Origin of the sequence: Pseudomonas sp. NMS19W (assembly GCF_051554255.1) — a bacterium.
GTDB classification, from domain to species: domain Bacteria; phylum Pseudomonadota; class Gammaproteobacteria; order Pseudomonadales; family Pseudomonadaceae; genus Aquipseudomonas; species Aquipseudomonas kribbensis.
Genome location: NZ_CP136718.1, coordinates 1,547,160 through 1,563,999, shown reverse-complemented (window position 1 = coordinate 1,563,999; position 16,840 = coordinate 1,547,160). Strand labels below are relative to the sequence as shown.

The following is a 16,840-nucleotide window of genomic DNA, read 5'->3' as shown; positions in this document are numbered from 1 at the left end:
GAATTACGGCTCCTTAAAGACTGTTGATCAGCGTTGCGAAGGTTTCCTGCGCAGCCTTGATGATTTGCGAAGAGGCGGTGTAGTACTGCTGATACTTGACCAGGTTGCCAGTCTCTTCGTCGAGGTTGACCTGGGACAGCGAGTTGCGTGCCCCCTGAGCCTGATCGAGGATCACCGAGGTGGCTTCGTTGTCGGACTTGCTCTGGGCCGCTTTGCTACCGACGTTGGTCACCAGCTTGTTGTAGGCGTCGGTCAGGCTGATGCCCTTGCTGCCGGTGCCGGTGTCCACGGTTTGCTTGGTCTGCAGGCCGACCAGAGCTTGCGCATTACGGTTGTCCGAAGAGGCCGCGCCGGTCAGGTTGATCGTGAAGGTTTCGCCTGGCTTCGGCGTCGCGCCCACGGTGGTCTGCACGGTGAAGGTTTTCTGCACGTTCGGCGTAACCGAGGTATCCATCACCGGAGCCCCGGTGGAATCGACCATGCCGATCTTGAGGTTCAGGGTGTTGGCCTGCCCCGGCACGATGGTGCCGGTACCGATGGTGAAGCCCTTGGCATCGACCATGTTGTACGACTGGCTGCCGCTGGTGACCGCACCCATGACGAGTTTGACCGGCGTCGAATACTTGAGCGCATTCTGCAGCTCGGCCTGGGAGGCCGGGTTGGTGATGTCGAGGGTGTCGACCAGCGTCGGCTGGGTGTAAGTGCCGGAGTTGTTGGCACTGGCCACGCCAGTCAATGGTGCCGCCGCCGCGATTTTCTTCGGATCGGTGAGCACGGTCTGAATCGTGGATCCTGCGTTGCGGGTCGGCGTCACCTTGAAGGTGTCACCGGCGCTCAGCGCACCGCCATTGAGGGCCAGGGTGAAACCGTCGATCACTGGCGGTGGCGTGGTGGTGGTGCTGAACGACCCCATGTCAGTGCCGTCCGAGCGCTTTACCGAATAGTTGGTGGCGCTGGTGAAGGTGACCTGGTAATCGCTGGTGGTCAGCTTGCCGGTGTCCTTGATGGTGACGTTCAGGTTGCCCGAACCCGCGTTGTTGCCCGCCGAGGCGATGCTGCGCTGGCTGATCAGCGCGGCACTGTTGATGTCATTGAAGATCGGCGCGCCGAAGTCACCGTTCTTGTCGATGCCCTGGGCTTGCTGGCGATTCATCTGGTCGGCAATGACCAGTGCTACACGGCCCAGCTCGTTGAGCGAAGGGTTGAGCACTTCATTGCGATAAGTCAGCAGACCGCCGATTTCGCCGCCGCTCATCGCCGACGTGATGTCGATGGTGCTTGAACCACGGTCCATCTGGATGCCCATGCGCGTCGGGTCATCCTTGCCCGGAACAGTGCTCAGGGTGTTGGTGGTGTTGCCGATGACCAGTGGCTGGCCGGTGCCGATATACACGTCGAAACTGGTGCCACGCTCGACGACTTGCGCACCGGTCAACTCGGAGAGCTGGCGCACGGCTTCGTTACGGCTGTCGAGCAGATCGTTCGGCTGGCCGCCACTGGTGGAAACCTCGCCGATCTTCTGGTTCAGGTTGGCAATCGAGGTGGCCAGCTTGTTCACCTGGGAAGCCATGTCCGACAGGTTGCCGTTGATCGTGGTGTTCTGATCGTTCAGCTGTTTGGCCAGGGCATTGAAGCGACTGGTCAGCGCCTGCGCACCGGTCAGCACCGACTGACGGGAAGTGTCGTCGGTCGCCGAGGTCGCTACACCTTGCATCGAAGTGAAAAACTTCTGCAGTACACCGGTCAGGCCAGTGTTGGTATCGGACAGCGAGGCGTCCAGCGCGGTCGCCTGGGCACCGTAGGCTGCCGCTTCGCTGTTGAGCGAGGTAGCGGTGTGCAGTTGAGTTTCGAGGTAGGAGTTGTACACCCGGCGCACGTCGGCCAGGGTCGTGCCCGTGCCGATGAAAACGTTGCCGACCTGCTGCGAGGCCTTGGTGCCCTGCACGGTTTGCTGGCGCGAATAACCGGCGGTGTCGACGTTGGCAATGTTGTTACCTGTCACAGCCAGAGAGGACGAACTCGCGGCCAACCCCGACATCCCGATATTGAGCAAACTCATGATTCAAACCTTACCTTGTGTTTATAAAGGCGTTGTTGAAACGCCGGCCGCAGCGTAGTTCTGATTGACGGTCATCTGCTTGGCAATCTGTGAAATCTTCGTCGCGTAATGCGGGTCGGTCGCATAACCGGCCTTTTGCAACTCGCGTACAAACTGTTCTGGGTTATCGGCCGACTTCAGCACTTCTTGATAGCGATTGTTGCTCTGCAGCAACGTCACCAGATCATGGAAGCTGTCCTTGTAGGATGCATAGGAACGGAACTCCGCCGTCTCCTTGACCATCTGCCCGTTACGGAACTCGCTGGTGATCGCCCGTGCCGAATCGCCCTTCCAGTTGCCACTGGCCTTGATCCCGAACAGGTTGTGACTGCTGGTGCCGTCCTGAGCGCGCATGACCGACTTGCCCCAGCCGGTTTCAAGCGCGGCCTGAGCCACCAGATAACGCGGATCGACACCGATGCGCGCCGCGGCCTCTTTGGCCATCGGCAGCATGGTGTTGACGAATTCGTCAGCGTTGCTGAACGCACGCTTGGCCGGCGCCAGGGGAATCTGCGCCATGGCGCGGCCGTAGATCTGCATCTGTCCGCCCGAGGCCTTTTCCGCCTCGGCGCGGGCCAGCCAGTCGCCGTTGTACAGCGGGCCGGAACCGGTGGCGGCAGCCAATGTGTCGCGCTGCGGCAATTGAGTGGCGGCCGTCGGCGTGGCCGAAGGCACCAGACCGGCGAGCAGGCGGTCAGCCAGTTTCGGCGGCAGTGCCAGACGACGCTGGTTGATCATTTCCATGTCATTGCGATGGGCCAGCTGGGTGTTCGGTGCATGCACCGAACGCGAAGCCCACAAAGGACGCTCGCCATTGAGGCGCGACAGCGGACCGTTGGTGGCCACGGTGCCGGCGGCAATCGGCGTTTCCACCGCAGCGGCCTTGGCCAGCGCTTCCTGCTGCTTGGCAGCGGACGCGGCGGCGGCCTCGCCCGGCGCCATCGGTTTGTTCTTCGACATCTGCTTCATCAGCACGTCAGCCAGACCGATACCACCGCCCTCGCGGGACAGGGAAACGGCCAGTTGCTGGTCGTACATTTCCTGATACTGCTTGGCTGCCGGCGTATTGAGCGGGTTGTCCTGACCCAGCGCTTCAGTGGCCGAGCGCATCGACTTGAGCATCTCACCGAGGAACAGCGATTCGAATTCCTGCGCCACCTTGCGCATGTTGCCGTCGCTGTTCTTGTCGCCGACCTTGAGCTGGTTCAGGCGATTGAGGTCGGAGTACGAACCCGAATCGCTGCTGCTGACCAGACCGCTTTTGCGCATATCCATGGGCGGCGTCCTCAGATCACGATCAGGTCGGCTTGCAACGCGCCGGCCTGCTTCAGTGCTTCGAGAATGGCCATCAGGTCACCCGGTGCCGCGCCGACCTGGTTCACCGCACGGACGATTTCGTCGAGGGTGGTGCCCGGGCCGAACTTGAACATCGGCTTGGCTTCCTGCTGGGCGTTCACGCGCGAGCGCGGCACCACGGCGGTCTGACCGTTGGACAACGGGCCAGGCTGGCTGACGATCGGGTCTTCGGTGATGGTCACGGTCAGGCTGCCGTGGGTCACGGCGGCCGGCGACACCTTCACGTTCTGGCCGATGACGATGGTGCCGGTACGGGAGTTGATGATGACTTTCGCCACCGCCTGACCCGGATCGACTTCGAGGTTTTCCAGGATCGACAGATAGTCGACGCGCTGGCTCGGATCGAGCGGCGCGGTGACACGGATCGAACCGCCATCGATGGCCTGGGCGACACCTGGGCCGAGCATGTCGTTGATCTTGTCGACGATGCGCTTGGCGGTGGTGAAGTCGGAACGGTTGAGGTTCAGCGTCAGGCTGTTGCCCTGGTTGAAACCGCTCGGTACCGAACGCTCGACCGAGGCACCGCCGGGGATGCGCCCGGCCGACGGAACGTTGACGGTGATCTTCGAACCGTCACGACCTTCGGCATCGAAACCGCCCACCACCAGGTTGCCCTGGGCGATGGCGTAGACGTTGCCGTCGATACCCTTGAGCGGGGTCAGCAACAAGGTGCCGCCGCGCAGGCTCTTGGAGTTACCGATGGACGAAACGGTAATGTCGACCTGCTGACCCGGCTTGGCGAACGCCGGCAGATCAGCACTCACCGACACCGCCGCGACGTTTTTCAACTGCACGTTGCCCGATCCCGGCGGCACCTTGATGCCGAACTGCGAGAGCATGTTGTTGAAGGTCTGCAGGGTGAACGGGGTTTGCGTGGTCTGGTCGCCGGTGCCGTTAAGCCCGACCACCAGGCCGTAGCCGATCAACTGGTTGGAACGCACGCCGGAAATGCTGGCGATATCTTTCAGCCGCTCGGCTTGTGCGTTGAAGGCCGCCGACAACAAAACGGCAGCCACCATGAGGCTCTTGAAATTCAACACGGGGCGGGTCATCTCTTATTTCCTGGGCTGCGTTGAGGTCTGAGCGCGAGCCAGGCAAGGCGCAGGCCGCCGCCAATGGTCGCTCCCTTGGCAAGGCCTGCAACGCAGCATGGCGCGCGCTCAGACACAACCCGAAGGGCCGGGCCTGCTTTTACGCAGGGCGGCGTTACTCGTCGTTTATTTGGAACAACCAAACTGCACTCCTCGCGCCTTGCCCTGCGTAAAAGCAGGCCCGGCGCAACCCAGGAAATAAGAGATGACACGCCCCCCACCTAGAAAGGGAACAGCGGGCTGAGGAAGAAACGGTCGAACCAGCCTGGCTGACTCGCATCGGCAAACGAACCGGTGCCCGAGTAGGTGATGCGCGCATCGGCGACCCGGGTCGACGACACGGTGTTGTCGGTGGCGATGTCATCGGCACGTACGAGGCCGGCGATCCGCACCAGTTCATCACCGGTGTTGAGGGTCATCCACTTCTCGCCACGCACGGCGATGATGCCGTTGGGCAACACGTCGGCGACGGTCACGGTGATCGAGCCGGTCAGGGTGTTGCCCTGGGCCGCCTTGCTGTCGCCCTTGGTCGCGCGGTCGCCGCTGTAGCCGACGTCCAGGCTCAGATCATTACCGCCCAACGGGTTGTTGGTGGTGCCACTGCCGCCGAACAGCGAAGTCAGGCCGATGCCGGTCTTGCTGTTCTTGGCCACTTGCGAGTTGGCGTTCTTGCTGGCCTGAGTCTTCTCGTTCAGGGTGATGGTGATGATGTCACCGACCCGGAACGCCTTGCGGTCGCTGTACAGGTTCTGTTCGAAACCGGCCTGATAGATCGAGCCGTTGTTGGCGGCCGCCGGCAACGGCGTACGCGGCAACACCGGGGCGTAGTAAGGGTCATTGGGCTTGGGCGTCGGAGCGACGCAGCCCGCGAGCGAGACGACCCCACCCAATGCCAGAACAGATACGAAGCGTTTCATGACCCTTACCTCACGGTGTTGCAGGCGACCTCATGGCCGCCTCATAGACTTGATTACAGATTCTGCGTTACGAACGAGAGCATCTGGTCGGCGGTGGAGATCACCTTGGAGTTCATCTCGTAAGCGCGCTGGGTGGTGATCATGTTGACCATCTCTTCCACGGTGCTCACGTTGGAGGTTTCCAGGGTGTTCTGCAGGGTGGTGCCAAAACCGTTCAGGCCCGGAGTACCGACTTGCGGCGCGCCGGAAGCGGCGGTTTCCAGGAACAGGTTGTTGCCCACGGCTTGCAGACCGGCCGGGTTGATGAAGTCGGCGGTCTGCAGGTTGCCGATCACTTGGGACGCGGCGTTGCCGGCAACGGTGATCGACACGGTGCCGTCACGGCCGACGGTGAAGGTCTGGGCGTTGTTCGGGATGACAATCGCCGGTTCCAGGGCGAAACCGCTGGCGTTGACGATCTGGCCGTTGGAATCGAGGTGGAAAGTACCGTCACGGGTGTAGGACGTGGTGCCGTCCGGCTGCAGGATCTGGAAGAAACCACGGCCGTCGATGGCCATGTCCAGCGGCTGCTCGGTGGTTTGCAGGCTGCCGGCGGTGAAGTTTTTCTGGGTGCCGACGATGCGCACACCGGTACCCACTTGCAGACCCGACGGCAGTTCGCTGTCCTGGGTCGACTGGGCGCCTGGCTGACGCTTGATCTGATACAGCAGGTCCTGGAACTCGGCGCGGTCACGCTTGAAACCCGTGGTCGACACGTTGGCCAGGTTGTTGGAAATGGTGGTCAGGTTGGTGTCCTGGGCGGACAGACCGGTTTTGGCAACCCATAGAGCCGGAAGCATTCGATTCTCCTCGTGCGCCTGTTTTACGGCGCGACGTTCTGATAATTAGCTGATCTGCAAGACCCGAGCCATGGCCTGGTCGTCGTCTTTGGCGGTGTTCATCATCTTGACGTGCAACTCGAACTGCTTGGCCAGGGCCAGCACCGAGGTCATCTCTTCCACGGCATTGACGTTGCTCGACTCCAGGAAACCCGATACCAGCTTGACGTTGGCATCGGCCGGCGCAGGCTGGCCGTCCTTGGTGTAGATCGAACCATCCAGGCCCTTGTTCATGTTCTTGATGTCCGGATTGACCAGCTTGATCCGGTCGACTTCGGCCATGACGCGCGGGCCCTCGCCCATCGCACGGATACTGATGGTGCCGTCTTCACCGACTTCCACCTGCTGCTCCGGCGGAATGGCAATCGGACCGCCATTACCCAGCACCGGCATGCCGTTGCCGGCACGCAGCACGCCAAGGGCGTCGATATTCAGGCTGCCGGTGCGCACGTAGCTTTCGCCGCCGTTGGGGTTCTGCACGGCAATGAAACCATTGCCGCTGACGGCCACGTCGAGGTCACGCCCGGTCTGCACCAGGGAGCCCGGAGTGAAGTCGGTAGCAGGCCGTTCGCTCATGGCAAACGCACGCGCCGGAAAGCTGTCACCGAACACCGGCATCGAACGCGCCTGTTCCAGGTCGCGCTGAAAACCATTGGTGGAGATGTTCGCCAGGTTGTTGGCATGAGCCTTTTGCGCCAGTGCGTTCTGGCTGGCGCCGGTCATTGCCACATAAAGGTACTTGTCCACACTCTTTCCTCTGCATGCCGGACGTTTGCCGCCCACCGCTGTACTGCTGACCCACAAGCAATTTGCAGACCAACTTTTTTCTGGCGGCCAGGGACCCGATAAACAAAGGACTTGAGGGGTTTTGCGGGAAAGAAGGAAATATATCGAAGACGAAAAACCGGCGGTGTCATGCCGCTTCGCGGCAATCAACCAGGCCGGTCGGGATCACTCGGACGCGTCTTTGCCGACTTCGTATTCACGCAACTTGTTGGCAATGGTCGTATGGGAAACCCCAAGCCGCTTGCCCAGTTGCCGACTGCTCGGATGTTCGGAATACAGTCGCTCAAGCACTGCTTTTTCGAAGCGCCCGACAATCTCGTCCAATCCGCCTTCGAGGGAGAAATCGCCAAGCGGCTGACGCACGCCATAATCCGGCAGACGAATATGCTCGGCCTTGACCGTTCCGCCATCGCACAGCGAAACCGCCTGGAACAGCACGTTCTCCAGTTGCCGTACGTTGCCCGGCCAATGGTAATGGCTGAGCCGGTCCATCGCCGCCGGTGCCAGTTTCGGCAGCGGGCATCCGATCTGCCGGCTGGCCTGATCGAGGAAGTGCTCCACCAGCGGCGTCAAACCGTCGAGGCATTCGCGCAATGGCGGAATGTGCAGGGAGAGCACGTTGAGGCGGTGATACAAATCCTGGCGGAATTCTCCTCTCGCACACAGCTCCGACAGATCCACCTGAGTGGCGCAGATCACCCGCACATCCAGATAAACCTCTTCATCACTGCCTACACGCCGGAAGCAACCGTCCTGCAGGAAGCGCAGCAATTTCACTTGCAAGCGCGGGCTCATTTCGCCGACGCCATCGAGGAACAGCGTGCCGCCCGCCGTCAGCTCCAGTAGCCCGAGTTTGCCTTCGGCACGCGCGCCTTCAAAGGCGCCGGGGCCATAGCCGAACAGTTCGGTCTCGGCCATCGATTCCGGCAGCCCCGCACAGTTGAGCGCCATCAACGGCGACTGGCCGCGCGGGCTCGCCAGGTGACACGCCCGCGCCAGCAACTCCTTGCCGGTGCCGGTTTCGCCTTCTATCAATAGCGGCGCATCCAGTGGCGCCATGCGCCGGGCTTCGCGCACCACCGCCGCCATCACTTTCGAGCTCTGGAAGATGCTGTCGAAGCCACGCAGTTCCTGCTTGCGCACGTTATAGATGCGCTCACCGACCCGGTCCGCCCGGTGCAGCGTCAGCACTGCACCGGCCATGGCCTCGCTGTCATCGTGCTCCGATTGGAGGGGAGCGATGTCGGCCAGAAAGATGTCGCCCTTGACCTTGACCCGCATGCCGTTGATTCGCGACTTGTTGGCGCGCACCAGTTCCGGCAGGTCGAAGTCTTCGGCGTAACGCGACAGCGGAATCCCCGGCACCTCATCCACCCGCACGCCGAGCAACTGCGCCGCCGCCCGGTTGGCGGCAACGATCGAGCCGCCCATGTCGATCGACAGCACCGGAAACTCCAGCGCACCGAGCAACGCGTTCAACTCCATGTGTCGACGTTCGCTGGGCATCAGCCCTACCCGCTTGACGCCGAAGACCCCGGCGATGGCTTCGAATTTGGGCCGCAACGCCTGGAACTGCAGGTTGATCAGGTTCGGGCAATGCAGATAGATCGCGTTGCCGTGCTCACCGCCGACCTCGCCGCGGGCGACGTTGATCCCGTACTCCACCAGCAGATTGAGAATGTCGCGCAGGATGCCGATGCGGTTCTGGCAGTGGACTTTGATACGCATATAAAGGCCCGAAACAGGTAAAGGGGGCGGATTTTTCTCTGCCGCCCGCAAGATAGTCGTCAAGTTTATGTGACAGACACAGGTCGTTTCAAACCCGCGAATCACCGCAACCACGACTTATCGCACAAAGCGTAACGATAATTTTACGATTTATAGAGACTTTTCCTACCCGACGGTTCTTCAACCTGCTGCAACACGGCACGCTCTGGGGTATTTCTCAGTCCATAGCAGGACATAACAAGAACGAATTCCCCTCGCAGGAGAGCAGTATGAAGCAGACGCAATACGTGGCCCGCGAGCCCGATGCGCAAGGTTTTATCGACTACCCCGCCGAAGAACACGCGGTGTGGAACACGCTGATCACCCGCCAGTTGAAAGTGATCGAGGGTCGGGCGTGCCAGGAATACCTGGACGGTATCGAAAAACTCGGCCTGCCCCACGACCGCATCCCGCAACTGGGCGAGATCAACAAGGTGCTCGGCGAGACCACCGGCTGGCAGGTCGCCCGCGTCCCGGCGCTGATTCCCTTCCAGACCTTTTTCGAATTGCTCGCCAGCAAGCAGTTTCCGGTGGCCACCTTCATTCGCACCCGTGAAGAACTGGACTACCTGCAAGAGCCGGACATTTTCCACGAGATCTTTGGCCACTGCCCGCTGCTGACGAACCCGTGGTTCGCCGAATTCACCCACACCTACGGCAAACTCGGCCTGCAAGCGACCAAGGAAGAACGCGTTTACCTGGCGCGCCTGTACTGGATGACCATCGAGTTCGGCCTGGTCGACACCCCGCAAGGCAAACGCATCTACGGCGGCGGCATTCTGTCCTCGCCAAAGGAAACCGTTTACAGCCTGTCGGGCGAGCCCGAGCATCAGACCTTCGATCCGCTGGAAGCCATGCGCACGCCGTATCGCATCGACATCCTGCAACCGCTGTATTTTGTCCTGCCGAACCTCAAGCGCCTGTTCGACCTCGCCCACGAAGACATCATGGGCATGGTCAAGCAAGGCATGCAGCTGGGTCTGCACGCACCGAAATTTCCGCCGAAACCAAAAGCTGCGTGAACCGTGGCTTTTACTTACAAGTGAGTCTGTCAGTCGTCGCGGCTTTGGTTTAGCGTGACGGCATTGTCAGCCAATATAAAAAAACACCTCTAGATTTCAGGAAGTACACCATGTCCACCTTGAACCAAGCCCATTGCGAAGCGTGCCGTGCCGATGCTCCACAGGTCAGCGATGAAGAATTGCCGATCCTGATCAAGCAGATCCCTGACTGGAACATCGAAGTACGCGACAGCATCATGCAGCTGGAAAAAGTCTTCCTGTTCAAGAATTTCAAGCACGCCCTGGCGTTCACCAATGCCGTCGGCGAGATCTCCGAGGCCGAAGGTCACCACCCGGGTCTGCTGACCGAGTGGGGCAAAGTCACCGTGACCTGGTGGAGCCACTCGATCAAGGGCCTGCACCGCAACGACTTCATCATGGCCGCGCGCACCGACGAAGTGGCCAAGACTGCAGAAGGACGCAAGTAATGCACTTCGACGCCATCGGCCGGGTGCCCGGCGACCCGATCCTCGGCCTGATGGAGGCCTACGCGCAGGATTCCAACCCGCGCAAGTTCGACCTCGGCGTGGGCGTCTACAAGGATGCCCAGGGCCTGACGCCAATCCCCGAGGCGGTGAAAATCGCCGAGGCGCGTCTGGTCGAGAGCCAGGACACCAAGACCTACATCGGTGGCCACGGCAATCCGGTGTTCGGCAAGGTGATCAATGAGCTGGTGCTCGGTGCCGATTCGGCACTGATCGCCCAGCAGCGCACTGGCGCCACCCAGACCCCGGGCGGCACGGGTGCCCTGCGTCTGGCGGCAGACTTCATCGCGCAGTGCCTGCCGGGCAAAGGCGTATGGCTGAGCAACCCGACCTGGCCGATCCACGAAACGATTTTCGCGGCAGCCGGGGTCAAGATCAGCCATTACCCGTACGTTGGCAGCGACAACCGTCTCGACGTCGATGCGATGCTCGCCGTGCTCAATGAAGTGCCGAAAGGCGATGTGGTGCTGCTGCACGCGTGCTGCCACAACCCGACCGGTTTCGATCTGAGTCACGACGACTGGCACCGGGTGCTGGACGTGGTGCGCAGCCGCGATCTGCTGCCGCTGATCGACTTTGCCTACCAGGGTTTCGGCGACGGTCTGGAGCAGGATGCCTGGTCAACCCGGCTGTTCGCCGCCGAGTTGCCCGAGCTGCTGATCACCAGTTCCTGCTCGAAGAACTTCGGCCTGTACCGCGACCGCACCGGTGCGCTGATCGTCTGCGCGAAAACCGCCGACAAGCTCATCGACATCCGCAGCCAGCTGGCCCACATCGCCCGCAACTTGTGGTCGACGCCACCGGATCACGGTGCGGCTGTGGTCGCCACGATCCTCGCCGACCCGGAGCTGAAACGCCGCTGGGCCGACGAAGTGGAAGCCATGCGCCTGCGCATCGCCCAGTTGCGCAGTGGCCTGGTGGAAGCGCTGGAACCCCACGGCCTGCGTGAGCGTTTTGCGCACATTGGCGTGCAACGCGGGATGTTCTCCTACACCGGCCTGTCGCCGGAACAGGTGAAAAACCTGCGCGAGCATCACAGCGTGTACATGGTCAGCTCAGGCCGGGCCAACGTCGCCGGGATCGATGCGACGCGCCTGGATCTGCTGGCCGAAGCGATCGCCAACGTCTGCAAATAAACCCTCCGTGATCGTTCCCACGCTCTGCGTGGGAACGATCAAGCAAATTTGCCCTGCGTCACCCTGTCGCACTTGTCTGAGACAATCCCGCCCGTCGCAACAAGCGGAATTAAAAATCTGTTTGTCATTTTTACTGCTGTATCCTTCGCAGGCTTTCTGAAAGCGCGGATCTACCAGATCTATCAACAGACTTAGCGAGGAGCGCAACCATGCACGAGATTCCCAATCTCCCCTTCCCAAGCCTGCACGTACCTGAGCAGACGACCACGCAACAAGCCGGCGCCCAACAGCCCGAGCCGAAAGAAGCCGCCGAAAGCCGCCAGGCCGACAGCGAAGAGTAAGTAACACCCGCCGTACAGACCGTGTGGAAAGCGCTAACATGCGCTTTCCACACTGCCTGAAACCGAGCCCGCCATGACCGACGAATCCTTCAACGAACACCAGGCTGAAATCCTCATCGGCGCCACCGAGAAGATGATCGAGATCTGGAGCCGCCTCTCGCCCGAGAAACAGGCCGCCCTGCTCGCCCGTTTCGGCAGCGAAGAAAACGCCCTCGCGGCGCTGGTCACCACGCAACTGGTCGCCCCGGCCAAATAGTTTTACTTTTCCCCGCCGCAGAATCGTCCACGCCGGTATCATGAGCAGCCTATCTATTCTGCTCTCCCCGTGGATCGTTACCCATGTCGTCCTCTATGCCAGAACCCCAGCGCCCCCTGGCGGTCACGCTGCAAGTCGTTTCCATCGTCCTGTTCACCTTCATCGGCTATTTGAATATCGGCATTCCGCTGGCCGTATTGCCGGGCTATGTGCATAGCGACCTGGGCTTCGGCGCGGTGATCGCCGGCCTGGTGATCAGCGTGCAATACCTCGCCACCCTGCTCAGCCGTCCATATGCCGGCAAGATCATCGACAACCAGGGCAGCAAACGTGCGGTGATGATTGGTCTGGCCGGGTGCGGTTTGAGCGGTGTGTTCATGCTGATTTCGGCGTGGACACCCAATCTGCCGATGCTCAGCCTGATCAGCCTGTTCGTCGGGCGACTGGTGCTGGGCAGTGCGGAAAGCCTGGTCGGCTCCGGATCGATCGGCTGGGGCATCGGCCGCGTCGGCGCAGCCAACACGGCCAAAGTCATCTCATGGAACGGCATCGCCAGCTATGGCGCGCTGGCCATCGGGGCGCCGCTGGGGGTGTGGCTGGTCAGCCATTTCGGTCTGTGGAGCATGGGCGTCAGCATTCTGTTGCTCGCATCGCTGGGCCTGCTGTTGGCCTGGCCGAAGACTGCTGCGCCGATTGTCGCCGGCGAGCGTTTGCCGTTCATGCACGTGCTGGGTCGCGTTTTTCCGCACGGCTGCGGACTGGCGCTGGGCTCGATCGGTTTCGGCACCATCGCTACGTTCATCACCCTGTATTACGCCACGCAACACTGGGATAACGCCGTGCTGTGCCTGAGCCTGTTCGGCGCCAGCTTCATCGGTGCGCGACTGCTTTTCGGCAACCTGATCAACCGCCTCGGCGGCTTTCGCGTGGCGATTGCCTGCCTGTCGGTGGAAACACTGGGCCTGTTGCTGCTATGGATCGCACCGGATGCCCACTGGGCACTGGCGGGTGCAGCATTGAGCGGTTTCGGCTTCTCACTGGTGTTCCCGGCACTGGGCGTGGAAGCGGTGAACCTGGTGCCGGCCTCCAGCCGTGGTGCGGCGGTCGGCGCCTATTCGCTGTTCATTGACTTGTCATTGGGGATCACCGGGCCACTGGCCGGGGCGATCGCGGCGGGCTTCGGTTTTGCCTCGATCTTCCTGTTCGCCGCGATCGCCGCGTTGAGCGGCCTGGCGCTGAGCGTGTACCTGTACAGGCATACGGCAAAGTACCGCGAAGACTAGAAATCCACCTTGCCGCGCCCGGCCTTGATGCTGCCGCGCTTGGTCTTCGACTCCAGCCGACGCTTCGTCGAACCCAGTGTCGGCTTGGTTGGACGGCGCTTCTTTTCAACTTTGGTGGCGCTGAGGATCAGCTCGATTAGGCGTTCCAGTGCATCGGCGCGATTCTGCTCCTGCGTGCGGTATTGCTGGGCCTTGATGATCAGCACACCATCACTGGTGATGCGACTGTCGCGCAGCGCCAGCAGCCGCTCCTTGTAAAACTCGGGCAAGGAAGAAGCCGGAATGTCAAAGCGCAAGTGCACGGCACTGGAAACCTTGTTGACGTTCTGCCCTCCTGCGCCCTGGGCGCGGATGGCGGTCAGTTCGATCTCGGCATCTGGCAGATGCACTGTATTGAAACCTTCAGCATTGCATTCTCTTCAGGAGCCTGACGTTTCGCCGCACCTGAAAAGGCTACGGCCAGCATGGCCCGGGTGTATTTTCGGCGTTGCGCCTTTTTCACTATACACGGCGACCAACAGGCAAAACGGGAAAACCTCCGGAGGAAAGGCTCCGTCAACATCGGGCATTAATCAGTGCCAATGAACGTGGCACTCCGTAGAATATCGCCACAACAACGAGCAACCGAGGCAAGCCCCTCGATTATTGTTCAAACATTGCACTTACTCTTTCAATGCAGGAAGCATAATCATGAGCAATAAAGCAGTCATCGTATTCAGCGGCGGGCAGGACTCGACAACCTGCCTGATCCATGCCTTGACCCACTACGATGAAGTCCACTGCATCACCTTTGACTATGGTCAGCGTCATCGCGCGGAAATTGAAGTTGCACAGCAACTCGCAAAAGAACTGGGTGTGACCGTACACAAGACCATGGACGTGTCGCTATTGAATGAATTGGCCATCAGCAGTCTGACGCGCGATAACATCCCAGTCCCGACCATCAATAGTTCTGGAGAAAGCCTGCCCAGTACATTTGTGCCCGGCAGAAACATCCTGTTTTTGACCCTGGCTTCCATTTATGCGTATCAAGTACAGGCCAGGACCGTCATTACCGGTGTTTGTGAAACAGACTTCTCCGGCTACCCGGATTGCCGAGATGACTTTGTCAAGGCACTGAACAAAGCCCTTGAACTGGGCATGGACTATAAATTGACCCTCGACACTCCGCTGATGTGGTTGAACAAAGCGGAAACCTGGGCCCTGGCTGATTACCATAACCGGCTGGAGTTTATTCGCGACCAGACACTGACCTGCTACAACGGAATCAAAGGTAACGGCTGTGCCAATTGCGATGCCTGTAATCTTCGTGCCAACGGACTCAATGAATTCCTGAACAACAAAGATCAGTTTGCGCGCAGCCTGAAAGCAAAACTGGGCCTCAGCTGAGTATTTGACGTCACATCAAGCGCTCACCTGGCATGACAGCAACGACACACCGGGTGAGCGCCATCCTGCATTATTGCGTCTGACCGCCAGTCAGATATTTCTTGAACAATGCCCTTGCCCCATAAGCAGGCAAGACATTGAAGAAAGCGAAGCCCACCTTTATCGCAATCTGAACGTAGATCATGTTCAGTATCGCACTGGTTTCCATCGCACCATAAAATGCGATGAAGCAGAAAAGAAAGCTGTCGATGATTACTGCAAACAACGTACTTAAAAACACGCGCAAAAACAGGAATCTGGAGTTCGTAAGCTCCTTGATTTTGCACAGAAGATACGAGTTGATATTCTCGGAAACCAGAAAAGAAACAGAAGAAGCTACCAGGACAGAAGACAACTGGCTGATGACGTCATTGTAAGGCCCATCGAGTTTCCAGCCCGGCAGCCCGGGGAGATGAGTCGTGATTGCCAGCAAAATGATGATGGCTGCGTTGCTGATGAAAGCAAAGAGAATCGCTTTTCGCGCCAGCCTCAGACCGAACGTCTCATTCAACAGGTCGACAATCAGAAACGTCAGCGGATAAAGAAAGGTACCCGGCGTTACGATAATGTCGAAGTATTCCAGATAAATAGGTTTGGTCGCGGCAATACTGGTAAAGATATACAGGGTAAACAGCATGAGGTTCAGAATGATATAGATCATCCAGGAACTTTCATGACGATCATTAAGATCGTATGCCGTAAGCGCTCCGCCCTGGGAATAAAATTTCCGATACAAATTCTTTACTTCTATCTTGTTCAGATTATCCATAATCTCACTATTCAACACTTCACTCAGTTTTATTTTAATTATCTTGCCTGTCGCGATCACCATGATGACAGCCAGGCTTTTTCCGTTTTCAAACCCCAACAGTTTGTACTTGCTGTTTTCCATTTCAACACTACAACCCATTAAATCGTTCCTCGATTATATCCCCGACAACACGAATACGATCCGTAGCGATGCCGATGTCCTTGATGATCGACAACCTGTTCGTGACCTTGTCATACACCAGCTTTTCCCTGTCGCTGCTTGACGAACCTTTCTGCACGATCAACAGATCGCCCGGTTCATTCAATCCACTGATCTCGTTTTCAAGCAGTACGCCTATCAGATTGAAGGATGCACCGAAGTAATAGGTCAGTGGATAAATCGTTGCCAGCTCGCCAATTCTCTTGTCCAGATTCTGTATCAGCAGACTTTCTTTCAGAACAGGCACTGCCGCCGGATTCATGTTTCCCTGTGGCGAGATGCTGCTTTCTATTATTTCCTTCTCTTCAAAGTCGATCGTCTCTATTTCTTCATAGGAAACACCAAAGAAATCGGAAATCTTGCGAACCGTGGACTGTTGTACGTTGACCACCTTTCCCTCAAGGATGTTATAGATAGTCGTTCTGGTCAGGCCACTGGAGTTGCACAAGGACAACTGTGTCTCGCCACGACTCTTTATCAAGTACTTGATATTGTTTTTCAGATTCTCCGATCTTTCTTTTCTGTGCATGACTTACTTACGCCCATTTATAACTGCAACGACATCACACCCTGAATGATGACCCACGGGCAAACACACCAAGTAGATGATTACAGTTGCATCCCTGTCAAAACCGCGAGAGATCATAACACCCTCCGTCCTTGAGTGACTGAAACCCGGAAGACTCATCCTGACTTGCAGGTTCAGATTGCAGTCTGTACTGACTTGTTAGTTTCCATTGCCTTCCCCTCACCAGCGCAAAGCTGCGACGGTCGCCCTACAGCATTACACCGTGAGCCCCACAAAAAGAATCATTTTCTTTGAACAATGTTCATTTTTTTGATTAATTCTTCTAGCGTTCACAAACAAAAAAACTATGATGCACCGAGCAGTCCCTCCTCACGGCAGCGCCCAGAGGCAAACAGATGCGGGCTGTCTGTACAGACGTTTGTTTTGCGCGCATCGACGCCGGAACACGGATCCGCCTG

At 58.9% G+C, this 16,840-nt stretch carries 17 protein-coding genes; 7 read left to right on the top strand and 10 right to left on the bottom strand.

The window, feature by feature from the left end:
- Window positions 1–13: 13 nt before the first annotated feature.
- From flgK to R1A29_RS07105, 7 genes are all read right to left on the bottom strand, one after another.
- The gene (flgK, locus tag R1A29_RS07135) at window positions 14–2,059 is read right to left on the bottom strand and encodes a flagellar hook-associated protein FlgK (RefSeq protein ID WP_438301033.1); all 2,046 of its coding nucleotides are present in this window, start codon (window positions 2,057–2,059) and stop codon (window positions 14–16) included.
- A 21-nt stretch (window positions 2,060–2,080) separates the two neighbouring features.
- Window positions 2,081–3,373 carry a flagellar assembly peptidoglycan hydrolase FlgJ gene (flgJ, locus tag R1A29_RS07130; RefSeq protein ID WP_438301032.1) on the bottom strand — a complete coding sequence of 431 codons (1,293 nt, stop codon included), beginning with the start codon at window positions 3,371–3,373 and terminating at the stop codon, window positions 2,081–2,083.
- Window positions 3,374–3,384: 11 nt separating this feature from the next.
- On the bottom strand, window positions 3,385–4,494 hold the full coding sequence (locus R1A29_RS07125; RefSeq protein ID WP_438302014.1) for a flagellar basal body P-ring protein FlgI: 1,110 nt from the start codon (window positions 4,492–4,494) through the stop codon (window positions 3,385–3,387).
- A gap of 272 nt (window positions 4,495–4,766) precedes the next feature.
- Window positions 4,767–5,462 (bottom strand): flagellar basal body L-ring protein FlgH, encoded by a 696-nt coding sequence (gene flgH, locus R1A29_RS07120; protein WP_007965503.1) that lies wholly within the window; start codon window positions 5,460–5,462, stop codon window positions 4,767–4,769.
- Window positions 5,463–5,515: 53 nt separating this feature from the next.
- Entirely contained in the window at window positions 5,516–6,301 is a 786-nt protein-coding gene (flgG, locus tag R1A29_RS07115; RefSeq protein WP_007958342.1) for a flagellar basal-body rod protein FlgG, read from the bottom strand.
- Window positions 6,302–6,346: 45 nt separating this feature from the next.
- Window positions 6,347–7,087 (bottom strand): flagellar basal body rod protein FlgF, encoded by a 741-nt coding sequence (locus R1A29_RS07110; protein ID WP_085710427.1) that lies wholly within the window; start codon window positions 7,085–7,087, stop codon window positions 6,347–6,349.
- A 204-nt stretch (window positions 7,088–7,291) separates the two neighbouring features.
- Window positions 7,292–8,854 (bottom strand): sigma-54-dependent transcriptional regulator, encoded by a 1,563-nt coding sequence (locus R1A29_RS07105; protein ID WP_085710425.1) that lies wholly within the window; start codon window positions 8,852–8,854, stop codon window positions 7,292–7,294.
- 224 nt (window positions 8,855–9,078) lie between these two features.
- Between R1A29_RS07105 and phhA the strand changes: the two genes are divergently transcribed.
- From phhA to R1A29_RS07075, 6 genes are all read left to right on the top strand, one after another.
- Window positions 9,079–9,915, top strand: coding sequence for a phenylalanine 4-monooxygenase (gene phhA / locus R1A29_RS07100; protein WP_438302013.1), 837 nt, complete (start codon window positions 9,079–9,081; stop codon window positions 9,913–9,915).
- A gap of 110 nt (window positions 9,916–10,025) precedes the next feature.
- A complete protein-coding gene (locus tag R1A29_RS07095; RefSeq protein WP_003222798.1) occupies window positions 10,026–10,382 on the top strand; it encodes a 4a-hydroxytetrahydrobiopterin dehydratase in 357 nt (118 codons plus the stop codon).
- Window positions 10,382–11,575, top strand: coding sequence for an amino acid aminotransferase (locus tag R1A29_RS07090; protein WP_438301031.1), 1,194 nt, complete (start codon window positions 10,382–10,384; stop codon window positions 11,573–11,575). The genes R1A29_RS07095 and R1A29_RS07090 overlap by 1 nt, the downstream gene beginning before the upstream one ends.
- A 209-nt stretch (window positions 11,576–11,784) precedes the next feature.
- Entirely contained in the window at window positions 11,785–11,916 is a 132-nt protein-coding gene (locus R1A29_RS07085) for a hypothetical protein (RefSeq protein WP_263860085.1), read from the top strand.
- Between the two features lie 73 nt (window positions 11,917–11,989).
- Window positions 11,990–12,172: a hypothetical protein gene (locus R1A29_RS07080; RefSeq protein ID WP_085710421.1), complete on the top strand. Its 183-nt coding sequence runs from the start codon at window positions 11,990–11,992 to the stop codon at window positions 12,170–12,172.
- A gap of 95 nt (window positions 12,173–12,267) precedes the next feature.
- On the top strand, window positions 12,268–13,455 hold the full coding sequence (locus R1A29_RS07075) for an MFS transporter (protein WP_208647526.1): 1,188 nt from the start codon (window positions 12,268–12,270) through the stop codon (window positions 13,453–13,455).
- Here the strand turns inward: R1A29_RS07075 and arfB are convergent.
- Window positions 13,452–13,844 carry an alternative ribosome rescue aminoacyl-tRNA hydrolase ArfB gene (gene arfB, locus R1A29_RS07070; RefSeq protein ID WP_438301030.1) on the bottom strand — a complete coding sequence of 131 codons (393 nt, stop codon included), beginning with the start codon at window positions 13,842–13,844 and terminating at the stop codon, window positions 13,452–13,454. The genes R1A29_RS07075 and arfB overlap by 4 nt on opposite strands.
- 301 nt (window positions 13,845–14,145) lie before the next feature.
- Between arfB and queC the strand changes: the two genes are divergently transcribed.
- Complete coding sequence (queC, locus tag R1A29_RS07065) at window positions 14,146–14,844, top strand: 7-cyano-7-deazaguanine synthase QueC (protein ID WP_438301029.1); 699 nt, start codon at window positions 14,146–14,148, stop codon at window positions 14,842–14,844.
- Window positions 14,845–14,914: 70 nt separating this feature from the next.
- On the opposite strand, the gene R1A29_RS07060 is transcribed toward queC, so the two are convergent.
- Together R1A29_RS07060 and R1A29_RS07055 are read right to left on the bottom strand one after the other, a co-directional pair.
- Window positions 14,915–15,793, bottom strand: coding sequence for a queuosine precursor transporter (locus R1A29_RS07060; protein ID WP_438301028.1), 879 nt, complete (start codon window positions 15,791–15,793; stop codon window positions 14,915–14,917).
- The gene (locus R1A29_RS07055; protein WP_438301027.1) at window positions 15,783–16,382 is read right to left on the bottom strand and encodes a helix-turn-helix transcriptional regulator; all 600 of its coding nucleotides are present in this window, start codon (window positions 16,380–16,382) and stop codon (window positions 15,783–15,785) included. Before R1A29_RS07055 ends, R1A29_RS07060 begins: the two co-directional genes overlap by 11 nt.
- Window positions 16,383–16,840: the final 458 nt, after the last annotated feature.